Source organism: Formosa sejongensis (genome assembly GCF_033447105.1).
GTDB lineage: Bacteria > Bacteroidota > Bacteroidia > Flavobacteriales > Flavobacteriaceae > Formosa.
On the sequence record NZ_JAWQUN010000007.1, the window covers coordinates 20,543 to 33,322 of the forward strand.

Below are 12,780 nucleotides of genomic sequence, written 5' to 3' on the forward strand. Positions count from 1 at the left end.
AGAAAAACATAACACGACATGAAAAATATATCTCTTATACTAGCTTTAATTTTAGGTTCTACAACAGTTGTATTTGCACAAGATAAAAGTGATTTAACTGGACCAGAATACAAAAATTACAAATCATGGAAACATGAAAGTCAACCTACAGTAATGCTGGTAGAAGCTAATAAAAAGCAAGTAACAGGACCAGAATTTAAAAATAGAAAAGCATGGGATCGCACGGATTCTGAAAAAACATATGCAGTTATAGAAATGGGTTCAGAACGTTCTAAATTAACAGGGCCAGCTTATAAAAATTACAAGCCATGGCGTAACAACGCTGAATAATATAAATATGATTTTAAAAGTATTTCAGTTTTAGAAATGTAATGTGAATTTATTAGTTAAAAAAAAGAGCCTTAACAAATTTGTTAGGGCTCTTTTAATATTAAATATTATAGTTTAATTGTTGAGTTGATATCTTAAATTATTCTAACTTTTTAGGATTCTTTTTTTGCTCTTTCATCGCTTCACCAATTTGGTTACTTGCTACAAAACTTGCAACCATATCGTTTAACATATTACTTCCTGTTTGTGGAGAATTAGGTAATAAAATTAAGTTACTATTTGTTTCTTCACCTAAAGATTGTAATGTATCGTAATGTTGAGTTACTACAATTAAAGCAGAAGCTTCTTGAGAATTGATTCCCACACGATTTAAAACTTCAACAGATTCTTCTAATCCACGAGCAATTTCACGACGTTGGTCTGCAATACCTTGTCCTTGTAAACGTTTACTTTCTGCTTCAGCTTTTGCTTTCTCAACGATTAAAATACGTTGTGCATCACCTTCAAACTGAGCTGCAATTTTCTCACGTTCGGAAGCATTAATACGGTTCATCGCCTCTTTAACCTGCGCATCCGGATCAATGTCTGTAACTAACGTTTTTATAATGTCGTAACCATAATCTGCCATGGCATCGTTAAGTTCTGTTTTTACTGCGATAGCAATATCATCTTTCTTAACAAAAACATCATCTAATTTCATTTTTGGAACTTCGGCACGAACCACATCAAATACATAAGAAGTAATTTGATCGTGTGCATAATCTAATTTGTAAAAAGCATCATAGACTTTTTCTGGAATGACTTTAAACTGAACCGATATTTTTAAACGAACAAATACATCATCTCGAGTTTTGGTTTCTACAATAACATCCAATTGCTGAATTTTTAAACTCATTCGGCCAGCAATACGATCAACGAAAGGGATTTTCATTTGTAAACCAGAATGGCGAATACTTAGAAATTTTCCAAAACGCTCTATAATAGCAGCAGATTGCTGTTTCACTGTAAAAAATGAAAGGAACAAAATAATTAGAACAAAGAATATAATAGGAATAAATAAAACAGACATATAAATGTTTTTAGAGTTAGTAAAATCCAACTCTAAATTTAGTCTATATATTTTGATTGTGATAATAATAAGCTGTTTTAAACTATTTTTTTAGACTAAATGTTAGATAAACGGTTAGTTTTTATGAATTTATAAAATTTTAAATGCAGATTTCTTAGATGAACTGCTTCAATATTTTCATTCACCCTTTAAAAATTCCAATTCAACGTTTTAAAGCCCTGTAACTCTATGATATGCAACTAATATAATATATTTGAACTGCTATTAATCAAATCTACAACCATGATTCACAGAATTTTAACTCTGATTGGTATTGTAATTTGTTCAACCCAAATTACCTACTCACAAAACCAAAATGAAACAATTGCTTCGGCCTGGTTAAATTCTAATTTTATTGAACTTCAATCCCAAAAAACCTACGAACTTAGAAAGGAATTTAATCAAGTTGGCGCATCTGGAGAAACCTTCAGATATGGTCAATATGTAAATAATGTTCCTGTTTACGATGCTAATATTGCAGTTCATGTTTCACCAAATAGTGAAGTGACTTTTCATTCTGGTTCTTTCGACAATTCTATTTCAAGTATAAATACAACTCCAAATATAACTTCTGAACAAGCAGTTAGTTTAGCTGCTAAATCTTTAGGTATAGAAGGTACTATAACTCAAAAGGAATCTAAACTTTTTGTATATAATAATAACGGTACAACCCAATTGGTATATCGTGTGACTACAAATTCTAAAACATTAAACGGATATTGGGAAACTATAATAGATGCCAATACTGCTAAAATTATAAGCAAGACTGACATTGCACATTATCATCACGGTCATGATGATGGTCATGAAAAAATGGAAGCAAGCACAGAACCTACTATTCAGGCCAAAGGAAAGATTTTTAATCCAGATCCATTATCGGTTACAAATGAAGTTTACGGTGGAAATTTTACAGATAATAACGACAGTACAAACGTGTTTTTAAACAATGCTAGAACAGATGTTTCTTTTAATATTTTAAATAGTGTAGATGGTGTTTATAAGTTGAAAGGTGAATATTTAGAAATTAAAGATATTCAAGATCCAGAAACAGGATTGTTTGAACAAGACTCTCCAGACTTTAGTTTTACTAGAGATCAAGATGGTTTTGAAGCCGTAAATGCATATTATCATATAGATAAAAATATGAGATATATAAATGAAACCTTAGGGATCCCTTTAAAATCTATTTTTAATGATGGTATTATTTATTACGACCCGCATGCCTTTAATGGTTCAGATAATTCATCTTATGGTGGAGGAGTTTTAAAATTTGGAATAGGTGGTGTAGACGATGGTGAAGATGCAGATGTGATTGTTCACGAATTAGGACATGGTATTCACGAATGGTTAATAAGAGGAAGTATTTCTCAGGTTGAAGGTTTAAGTGAAGGCTTTGGCGATTATTGGGCACAATCTTACAGTAGAGGTTTAGAAAGTTCTAACAGTTCTAGATCTAATACATCTTATAATAACTTATTTAAATGGGATGGACATAATGAATTTTGGAGCGGACGCATTACAAATTACGATGTAAAATATCCTGAAGGGTTGATAGGAAAAATTCATAAAGATGGACAAATTTTTGCAAGCACCTTGATGGAAGTATGGGAGTTTTTAGGAAAAGAAACTACAGATAAAATTGTTTTAGAAGGTTTGTCTATGACGAGTAATAAAACTAATCAGGCAGAAGCTATAGCAGCCATTCGACAAGCTGCAGTTGATATGGATTTAGCTTGTGGCGATATTGAATATTTAACCACTATTTTTAACGATAGAGGTTATGGAGTAGAAGCGTTTGAGTGTTCTAGTTTAAGTGTAGACGAAAATGAATTTACTAGTATTAAAATCTATCCTAATCCAGCTTCTGATGTTATAGCTTTCAAGAATATAAGTAACGAACATCAAATTAGTATTTATAATTTAATGGGTCAAAAGGTTTTAAGTCATACAATTACAAGATCTAATAATACTGTAAATGTTTCCAGTTTAGCAAATGGTTTATATCTAGTTTCATTTAAAGATTATGCAACTAATTTTAAATTTATTAAACAGTAACCAATTCAAAATAGTGCAAAAAAAAGCGCGTTTAATACGCGCTTTTTTTATGTTATATTCTATAAGTTTAAACCCATTATTTTGAATGGATTTAGTATTAAATACCTGTTGCCAGATTTTCGATACGCTGAATAGATTCTTGTTTTCCAATCATAAACATAATGTCGAAAACGTCAGGACCTTGTAAAGCTCCAACCAATGCTAATCGTAAAGGCATCATTACTTTTCCAAAACCTATTTCTTTAGATGTTATCCATCCTTTTATATTGTTTTGAAGCATCTCTGTAGAGAAATCTTCAATAGCGTTAATGCGTGTAGCTAATTCGCTTATAAGCTCTCTGGTGTCTTCTTTAACCGCTTTTTTATAAGCCTTTTCGTCGTAAGTATTTGGAGCTTCGAAAAAGAAGTGACTTAAATCCCATAAATCTGAAATAAAGGTGGCACGTTCTTTAATTAAATTAACAGCCATAGAGATGTATTCCACATCGATGTCTTTTAATTCTTCGCGTTGTGCTTTAAATGCTTCTGCAAGTTCGTAATTATGTTGTTCTTGCATATAATGGTGATTAAACCATTTTATTTTGTCTGGATCGAAACGTGCTCCAGCTTTATGTACACGTTCTATATCGAATGCTTCAATAAGTTCGTCTAAGCTAAATAATTCTTGTTCTGTTCCTGGATTCCATCCTAAAAAGGCTAAGAAATTAATCATAGCTTCAGCAAAATAACCATCTTCTTTGTAACCACGTGAAACATCGTTTGTTTTCGGGTCAATCCATTCTAAAGGAAATACTGGGAATCCTAATTTATCGCCATCACGCTTGCTTAATTTCCCTTTTCCTGTAGGTTTTAAAATTAATGGTAAATGTGCAAATTCAGGAGATTCCCAACCAAATGCTTTATATAATTGATAGTGTAAAGCAAGAGAAGGTAACCATTCTTCACCACGAATAACATGAGAGATTTCCATTAAATGGTCGTCTACAATATTCGCTAAATGATAAGTTGGCATCCCGTCACTTTTAAACAACACTTTGTCATCTAAAACATTAGTATCGATTTTTATATCGCCACGAATCATATCTTTTAAATGAAGTGTTTCATCTTGAGGTGATTTAAATCGGATGACATAATCTTCGCCTGCATCTAATTTTTGCTTAACATCTTCTGAAGATAGTGACAAAGAGTTACTTAATTTTAAACGATTATGCCAGTTATAAATAAATGTTTTTCCTTTTTCTTCGTGATCCTTTCTATGAAAATCTAAAGATTCAGCAGTATCGAAAGCGTAATAGGCATTTCCAGAAGTTATTAATTCTTCAGCGTAAGCTTTATATATTTCTTTACGTTCGCTTTGTCTGTAAGGACCAAATTTTTCATTTTTTCCTGGACCTTCATCAAAAGGAATATTACACCAATTTAAGGCGTCAACAATATAATTTTCGGCACCTTCTACATATCTGTTTTGATCGGTATCTTCAATACGTAAAACAAAAGTTCCGTTATGTTTTTTAGCAAATAAATAGTTGAATAAAGCTGTACGAACACCACCTATATGAAGTGGTCCTGTTGGGCTTGGTGCAAAACGCACACGAACATTTTTAGTCATGTTTTTTTATTTAAGACTGCAAAGATACTGTGATATGTGTAAAGATGAAAGATTTTATAAAAGAGATAATCATTTTGTAAATTTCATTTTAACAGAATGTTACATTTGTACTTTATTACAGCTAGAATTATTGTTGTAAATTAGTTGGTTAAATACACGTTAGATTGGATAATTTTAAATTAATAGTAAATAAGCTTGAAGGCTTTATAAGACGTTATTATATAAACGAACTTATCAAAGGTGCCATTTTGTTTTTTTCTATCGGCCTTTTATATTTATTGATTACCCTTTTGGTCGAACATTTTTTATGGTTAAGCCCAATGGCTCGTGCTATTTTATTTTGGGTATTTGTTTTGTTTGAAACTCTTCTTTTTGTGAAGTTTATTTTGCTTCCAATTAGTAAATTATTCAAACTTCAAAAAGGTATTAATTACGAAGATGCATCTAAACTAATTGGGAATCATTTTTCCGAGGTAAACGATAAATTATTAAATGTGCTTCAGCTTCATAACGATACTTCAAAATCTGAATTATTGTTAGCTAGTATCAATCAAAAAGCTTCAGAATTAAGTCCTGTACCTTTTAAATTAGCAATTAATTTTAATAAGAATATCTCGTATTTAAAATATGCTGTTCTTCCTGTTTTTCTAATTTTATTAGTTGTGCTATTGGGGAAAATAAATTGGTTTACAGATAGTTATAAACGTGTTGTAGATTATAAAACAGCATATGAGCCACCAGCTCCTTTTCAGTTTTTTGTACTCAATGAAAACTTGAATGGCATAGAAAATAAAGATTTTAAACTTCAGGTAAATACTGCTGGTAGTGTTATTCCAGAACAGGCTGAAATTAGATTTAATAACGAAACATATATTTTACAAAATAAAGGCTCTGGTGAGTTCGAATATGTTTTTAGTAGTCCTAAATCTAATATCACATTTCAATTATATGCTAATGGCGTAAGTTCTAAACCTTATGAATTATCTGTAGTTGAGGTTCCTACATTATTAGGTTTCGACATGGTTTTAGATTACCCCAACTATACTCAAAAATCTGATGAAATTTTAAAAAGTACTGGAAATGCAATAGTTCCAGAAGGGACAAAAGTCACATGGAAATTGAATACCAAATCTACAGATAACGTACATATATTTTCAAACGACACGATTGCTTTTAAAAAGATTGATGAACATTCTTTTGAAGTTTCTAAAGCGGTAATTTCAAATTTTAATTACAGTTTAAGTACGAGTAACAAACACCTTCAGAACTATGAAAATTTAAGTTTTTCTATAGATGTTATAAAGGATCAATTTCCTGAATTAAGAATTGAAATGGTTAGGGATACCGTGGATTTACAAACGCTATATTTTAAAGGGCAAGTAAGTGACGATTATGGTCTTCGAAAGGTAAACTTAGTTTACTTTGAAAGTAATAAAAATAATGAACTGCAAACGGTTTCAATACCGATTTCTAAAACCAATGTTGATGAATTTTTAACTGCTTTTCCAAATCAATTACAACTACAAGAAGGTGTCTCTTACAATTTGTATTTTGAGGTTTTTGATAATGATGAATTACATCATTTTAAACGCACAAAGAGTGAAGTTTTTAAGTATCGTGAAGAAACCAAAAGTGAAAAGAAAAATAGCCAATTAGAACAACAACGAAATACAATTCAAGACTTAAATAATTCATTAGAGAAGTTCGATGAAAACGAAAAATTACTTGATGATATTTCTAAATCGCAGAAGACAAAAAAGAGCTTAAGTTTTAACGATAAAAAGAAAATTGAAGATGTTTTGAAACGTCAGAAACAACAAGAAAAGTTGATGAAGAATTTCAATAAGGAGTTTCAAGATAATTTAGAAGAATTTAAAAAAGATAATCAAGAAACTGATCCTCAATTAGAGCAACTTGAAAAAAGGTTAAAAGAGAATGAAGAAAAGTTAGAACAAGATGAACGTCTTTTAAAAGAATTAGAGAAATTACAAGATAAAATTAGTGATGAAGAGTTAGCTAAAAAGTTTAAATATTTAAGTAAACAAAATAAAAGACAGAAGAGAAGTTTAGAACAGTTGGTAGAATTAACTAAGCGGTTTTATGTTCAAAAAAAGATGGAAAAATTGCAGGATGATTTAGAAACTTTAGCCGATGAACAAATTAAACAATCAGAAAAAACTAAAGAAGAAAATACATCAGAAAAACAAGATGAATTAAATTCCAAATTTAAAGAATTTCAAATGGAGTTGGATGCCTTGAATACAGAAAACAAGGGTTTAAAAAAACCTATGGAATTACCTAGAAACCAAAAGTCAGAAGATGAGATTGACGCACTTCAAAAGGAAGCTTCAGACGATTTAAAGAAAAGTGAATCCCAACAACAAAGTCCTAGTGAGCAGAAGAATTCTGAAAAACAAGGACAACAGAAACAGAAACGTTCAGGTGAGAAAATGAAAGAAATGAGTCAGTCCATGCAACAATCTATGCAGATGGATGGCGGAGAACAAATGGAAGAAGATGCTGAAATGTTACGTCAGATACTTGATAATCTTTTAATATTCTCCTTTGATGAAGAACGGTTAATGAATGTTTTTAAAAGTGTAGAAACTAACGGAAATAGTTATGCTACACATTTACGTAAGCAGCATACTTTACGGGAATATTTTGAACATGTAGATGATAGTTTGTTTTCATTATCTCTTCGTCAACCTATGTTGTCTGAGAAAGTTAATACAGAAGTTACTAGTATCTTTTATTACTTGGATGAATCACTTATTGAGTTTTCTGAAAATCAGGTTTATCAAGGTGTAGCATCACAACAATACGTTTTTACTTCTGCTAATGTTTTAGCAGATTTATTAAGTAATATGTTAGATAATATGGAGGATCAATTGAACTCCGCGTCTTCTGCTGGGCAAGGTTCAGAAGGAAAAAAATCTGGTCAGTCTGAAGGTCAACTTCAAGATATTATTATGAGTCAGCAACAATTGAATAAGCAAATGGGTAACAAAACCCAAGGAGAAGGAGAGCAGGAAGGCTCTAAAGATGGTAAAGAAGGCGAGTCTGGTGAAGGTGGTAAAACGGGTTCTGAAGGAGAAAATGGTACTAATAATGAAAAAGGAAAAGGTAATAAGCAGGGTGAAGGCAGTGAGTCTAAAGAAGGTATGAGTGGCGATTTATTTGGCATTTACCAACGTCAGCAAGAATTGAGAAATCAGTTAGAAGAACGCTTAGCTAAGGAAGGATTATTACCAGACGGATATCGTTTATTAAGGGATATGGAAGATGTCGAAATGGAACTTTTAAACGATGGGTTTACTCAGAAGACCTTGGAGAAAATGCTTAATTTCGAGCATCAGTTATTGAAACTTCAAGACGCTACTTTTCAGCAAGAACAGGATAATAAACGTGAATCAAAATCTAATGGAAATACGTTTTTAAATAGCACTTCAGATAAATTACCACAAGCCAAACAATATTTTAATACTACTGAGATATTAAATAGACAAGTCCTACCTTTGCAAAATAGTTTTAAGTATAAAGTGAAACAGTATTTTAATAACGAAGAATGATATATTTTAATTACGAAACAGATTTTGACTTAGGTAATGAAGATGCGTTATCTAATTGGATTATTACGACTATTATAGAAGAAGGATTTAAGGAGGGCGAAATTAATTATATTTTTTGTGATGACGAGTATCTTCATAAATTGAATGTCGAGTTTTTAGATCATGATACTTTAACAGATGTTATTAGTTTTGATTATTGCATAGGTAAGGAATTACATGGCGATATTTATATTTCTGTAGAACGTGTTAGGGAAAATGCTTTAGATTATAAAACTGAGTTTCAAGATGAAATTAACAGGGTTATAATACATGGTGTTTTACACTACTGCGGCTATAAAGATAAAACAGAATCTGATGCTGAATTAATGCGAACTAAGGAAGATTATTATCTTTCTAAAGTTGTTTAAAAGTCCTTATTTCTGTTAATGTTCCACGTGGAACAATGTAAAAAGTTTAATATTAAATTGAATTTAAATGTTTGATAAAGTTTACGATGTAATTGTTGTTGGAGCAGGTCATGCTGGTAGTGAAGCTGCTGCATCGGCTGCAAATATGGGGAGTAGTACATTGTTAATTACAATGAATTTACAAAACATTGCACAAATGTCTTGTAACCCTGCGATGGGTGGAATTGCTAAAGGTCAAATTGTAAGAGAGATTGATGCTTTGGGTGGTTATAGTGGTATTGTAAGTGATACTTCCGCCATTCAATTTAAGATGCTTAATAAGTCTAAAGGACCTGCAATGTGGAGTCCAAGAGTACAGAGTGATCGTATGCGTTTTGCTGAAGATTGGAGAATGATGTTGGAAGGTACACCTAATTTGGATTTCTATCAAGATATGGTTTCCGGTTTAATTATAGAAGGTGGTAAGATTGCTGGTGTTAAAACCTCTTTAGGAATTGAAGTTCGGGCTAAGTCTGTTGTGCTTACAAATGGAACTTTTTTAAATGGATTAATTCATATTGGTGATAAGAATTTTGGTGGAGGAAGAGCTGGTGAAAGAGCAGCTACTGGAATTACAGAGCAGCTAGTAGATTTAGGTTTTCAATCTGGTAGAATGAAGACGGGGACACCTCCAAGAGTTGATGGTCGTTCTTTAGATTATTCTAAAATGGTAGAACAACCGGGAGACGAAATTCCTGAAAAATTTTCCTATTCTAAGATAACAAAACCCTTAACAAACCAGAGGTCTTGTTATATGACCTATACGAGTTTGTTGGTTCATGATTTGCTTCGTGAAGGCTTCGATCGTTCGCCAATGTTTAATGGTAGAATTAAAAGTTTAGGGCCACGTTATTGTCCATCTATAGAAGATAAGATTAATCGTTTTGCAGATAAAGATCGTCATCAGTTATTTATTGAACCAGAAGGATGGAATACATGTGAGGTGTATGTAAATGGTTTTTCTACTTCGCTTCCTGAAGATGTTCAATTTAAAGCGTTGCGTTCTGTAGTTGGTTTTGAAAAAGTAAAATTCTTCAGACCTGGTTATGCTATAGAATACGATTATTTTCCGCCTACACAATTAAAACATACCTTGGAAACAAAGTTAATTGATGGTTTATATTTTGCAGGTCAGATTAACGGAACTACAGGGTATGAAGAAGCAGCGTCTCAAGGTTTAATGGCGGGTATAAATGCAAGTCTTAAGGTTCAAGAAAGAGATGAATTTGTGCTAAAACGTAATGAAGCTTATATTGGTGTTTTAATAGATGATCTTATTACAAAAGGTACAGAGGAACCTTATAGAATGTTTACTTCTCGTGCGGAATATAGAACATTGCTTAGACAAGATAATGCTGATTTTAGATTAACGCCAAAAGGATATGAACTAGGTTTAGCTTCTAAAGATCGTTTAATTAGAATGGAGGATAAGCATAATAAGTCTGATAAATTTGTTCAGTTTTTTAAAGATTTCAGTGTTAAACCAGAAGTTGTGAATCCAATTTTAGAAAGTAAAGAATCTGCAGTTGTTAATCAATCTGGAAAATTATTTAAAGTATTTGCGCGACCAAATATTGAAATGGATGATGTGCGTAAAATCGAAGAAGTTGAAAATTATATTCAAGAACACGAATTAGATCGTGAGATAATAGAGCAAACAGAAATTCAAGTTAAGTATTCTGGGTATATAGAAAAGGAGAAAAATAATGCTGATAAGCTAACACGTTTAGAAGATATTAAAATCCCAGCGAATTACGATTATTCTCAAATTAAATCAATGAGTTTTGAAGCACGAGAAAAACTTAAAAAAATTCAACCTACAAGTATATCTCAAGCGTCAAGAATTAGTGGTGTTTCGCCAAACGACGTTTCTGTATTACTTGTTTATATGGGTAGATAATTATAATGTTCCACGTGGAACATTATAATTGTTAATCGCTAATAAATCAAAAAATAGAGATAATCTAAAAATTAAAATTCTTAGAGTAAAGATTCAATTAGTATTGTTCATGAATAAAATAGTAAACAAGGTGTATTTAAAGTGTAAAGATTATTCTGTTTCTGGAGAATATTTTGAATTAATTCAAGATAGCAATCTTGATATTTTAGTGACTTCACCGCAGCCTAAGGAAAATCAATTAGGCCGATATTATAAAAGTGAAGATTACATTTCGCATACAGATTCAAAACGTAATCTGTTTGAAAAAGCATATCACGTTGTAAAAGGAATTGCTTTAAAACGAAAACTAAATCTTATTAATAGTTTTATCACAACAGAGAAATTTCTATTAGATGTTGGTTGCGGTACAGGAGATTTTCTGCAGGTTGCAAAAACAAATGGTTGGCAAGTTTGCGGGGTAGAACCAGATAGCGATGCGCGAGAATTGGCTCTTAAAAAAGTAGGAAATAATGTTTATGATACTTCTAAAATAGAAACTCTAAAAAATAATAGTTTTGATGTGATTACGCTTTGGCATGTATTAGAGCATTTGCCAAACTTAGATACTCATATTGCAAACTATAAAAGACTTTTAAAACCAAAAGGTGTTTTAATTATAGCAGTTCCAAACTTTAAGAGTTACGATGCTATATATTATAAATCGTTTTGGGCAGCGTTCGATGTGCCAAGACATCTTTGGCATTTTTCTCAAACGGGAATTTCGAAACTTCTAGAGAAGCAACAATTTAAAGTTGCGAAAACATTCCCTATGATTTTCGATGCGTTTTATGTGTGTTTACTTTCTGAAAAATATAAAACAGGGAAGATGAATTATATTAAAGCTCTTAAAATTGGTTTACAATCAAATTTAAAAGCAAAACAGTCTGGAGAATACTCTTCATTGATTTATGTGGCCAAAAACGAGTAAAAAATCAATTTAAAGCGATTTTAGGGCTTTTTATTAGGTTTACGTGTTAGAGTTTGTCTTTTTTGTGATTTAATCTAATACAGCTTCTAGTAAGCTTGTTTTCAATAGTTAAAATTTATTTAATTTTAAATTACTATAAATAACTGTGATGATTACGTATTAGCGAATTTTGTTCTGAATTATTTGCTTAACTTTTCTATTTTTGTTTCAGAAATAAATTTTAAAATAAAATGAAAAAAATATCTTTATTAGTAATTACGCTTATTACTATGGCTTCTTGTCAGGAATCGAAAAAAATTGGATTTGTAGACAATTCTAAATTAATAAATGAATATCAAGAAAAAATTGATGTTGAAGCGAAATACAAAGCAATGATTGAGAAATCAAGTAAAACTATTGATAGTTTATCTCAATCTTTTCAAGCAGAATATCAAGAATTTCAAGCCCAAGCAAGTTCTATGCCTCAAGATAAAGCTCAAGAGCGTTACCAACAGTTAGGACAAAAGCAACAAATGTTGCAACAACAAATACAAATGACAGAGCAACAAATGTCTGCAGAGAGTCAACAAGAAATAGATTCTTTAATTTCTAAAGTAAGAACATTTGTGAAAGATTACGGAAAAACAAATGCGTACGATTTTATTTTAGGAAGTAATGATGCAGGTAGTGTTATGTACGGAAAAGATGGAGACGATTTAACAGAAGTACTTGTTAAAGCTTTAAACGATACGTATTCGAAATAAGTCTATTTATAATTTTATAAAAAAAAGTCAAACATGAATTTCGTGTTTGA

At 31.3% G+C, this 12,780-nt stretch carries 9 protein-coding genes; 7 read left to right on the top strand and 2 right to left on the bottom strand.

The genetic code is table 11. The features are described 5' to 3' along the window. The first annotated feature begins 18 nt into the window (after nucleotides 1-18). Nucleotides 19-330: a hypothetical protein gene (locus R6X41_RS09080; RefSeq protein ID WP_318499489.1), complete on the top strand. Its 312-nt coding sequence runs from the start codon at nucleotides 19-21 to the stop codon at nucleotides 328-330. Between the two features lie 139 nt (nucleotides 331-469). On the opposite strand, the gene R6X41_RS09085 is transcribed toward R6X41_RS09080, so the two are convergent. Continuing rightward, nucleotides 470-1,399 (bottom strand): SPFH domain-containing protein, encoded by a 930-nt coding sequence (locus R6X41_RS09085; RefSeq protein WP_318499491.1) that lies wholly within the window; start codon nucleotides 1,397-1,399, stop codon nucleotides 470-472. Nucleotides 1,400-1,681: 282 nt separating this feature from the next. Between R6X41_RS09085 and R6X41_RS09090 the strand changes: the two genes are divergently transcribed. Beyond that, nucleotides 1,682-3,493 carry a T9SS type A sorting domain-containing protein gene (locus R6X41_RS09090; RefSeq protein WP_318499493.1) on the top strand — a complete coding sequence of 604 codons (1,812 nt, stop codon included), beginning with the start codon at nucleotides 1,682-1,684 and terminating at the stop codon, nucleotides 3,491-3,493. A 97-nt stretch (nucleotides 3,494-3,590) separates the two neighbouring features. On the opposite strand, the gene gltX is transcribed toward R6X41_RS09090, so the two are convergent. Then, the gene (gene gltX, locus R6X41_RS09095; RefSeq protein ID WP_318499495.1) at nucleotides 3,591-5,102 is read right to left on the bottom strand and encodes a glutamate--tRNA ligase; all 1,512 of its coding nucleotides are present in this window, start codon (nucleotides 5,100-5,102) and stop codon (nucleotides 3,591-3,593) included. Between the two features lie 164 nt (nucleotides 5,103-5,266). Between gltX and R6X41_RS09100 the strand changes: the two genes are divergently transcribed. The 5 genes from R6X41_RS09100 (at nucleotide 5,267) to R6X41_RS09120 (ending at nucleotide 12,730) form a co-directional block, all read left to right on the top strand. After that, on the top strand, nucleotides 5,267-8,674 hold the full coding sequence (locus R6X41_RS09100; protein ID WP_318499496.1) for a DUF4175 family protein: 3,408 nt from the start codon (nucleotides 5,267-5,269) through the stop codon (nucleotides 8,672-8,674). Then, on the top strand, nucleotides 8,671-9,081 hold the full coding sequence (gene ybeY, locus R6X41_RS09105; protein WP_318499497.1) for an rRNA maturation RNase YbeY: 411 nt from the start codon (nucleotides 8,671-8,673) through the stop codon (nucleotides 9,079-9,081). Before R6X41_RS09100 ends, ybeY begins: the two co-directional genes overlap by 4 nt. Before the next feature lie 67 nt (nucleotides 9,082-9,148). Continuing rightward, complete coding sequence (gene mnmG / locus R6X41_RS09110; protein ID WP_318499498.1) at nucleotides 9,149-11,020, top strand: tRNA uridine-5-carboxymethylaminomethyl(34) synthesis enzyme MnmG; 1,872 nt, start codon at nucleotides 9,149-9,151, stop codon at nucleotides 11,018-11,020. A gap of 109 nt (nucleotides 11,021-11,129) precedes the next feature. Next, nucleotides 11,130-11,987 (top strand): class I SAM-dependent methyltransferase, encoded by an 858-nt coding sequence (locus tag R6X41_RS09115; RefSeq protein WP_318499499.1) that lies wholly within the window; start codon nucleotides 11,130-11,132, stop codon nucleotides 11,985-11,987. A gap of 230 nt (nucleotides 11,988-12,217) precedes the next feature. Beyond that, nucleotides 12,218-12,730, top strand: coding sequence for an OmpH/Skp family outer membrane protein (locus tag R6X41_RS09120; RefSeq protein WP_318499501.1), 513 nt, complete (start codon nucleotides 12,218-12,220; stop codon nucleotides 12,728-12,730). The last annotated feature ends 50 nt before the right edge of the window (nucleotides 12,731-12,780 follow it).

Bases quoted from the DNA above. Each gene is read 5' to 3' on its own strand.
- R6X41_RS09085 (WP_318499491.1), bottom strand. From the start codon at position 1,399: ATGTCTGTTTTATTTATTCCTATTATATTCTTTGTTCTAATTATTTTG.
- R6X41_RS09115 (WP_318499499.1), top strand. From the start codon at position 11,130: ATGAATAAAATAGTAAACAAGGTGTATTTAAAGTGTAAAGATTATTCT.
- R6X41_RS09120 (WP_318499501.1), top strand. From the start codon at position 12,218: ATGAAAAAAATATCTTTATTAGTAATTACGCTTATTACTATGGCTTCT.
- ybeY (WP_318499497.1), top strand. From the start codon at position 8,671: ATGATATATTTTAATTACGAAACAGATTTTGACTTAGGTAATGAAGAT.
- mnmG (WP_318499498.1), top strand. From the start codon at position 9,149: ATGTTTGATAAAGTTTACGATGTAATTGTTGTTGGAGCAGGTCATGCT.
- gltX (WP_318499495.1), bottom strand. From the start codon at position 5,102: ATGACTAAAAATGTTCGTGTGCGTTTTGCACCAAGCCCAACAGGACCA.
- R6X41_RS09080 (WP_318499489.1), top strand. From the start codon at position 19: ATGAAAAATATATCTCTTATACTAGCTTTAATTTTAGGTTCTACAACA.
- R6X41_RS09090 (WP_318499493.1), top strand. From the start codon at position 1,682: ATGATTCACAGAATTTTAACTCTGATTGGTATTGTAATTTGTTCAACC.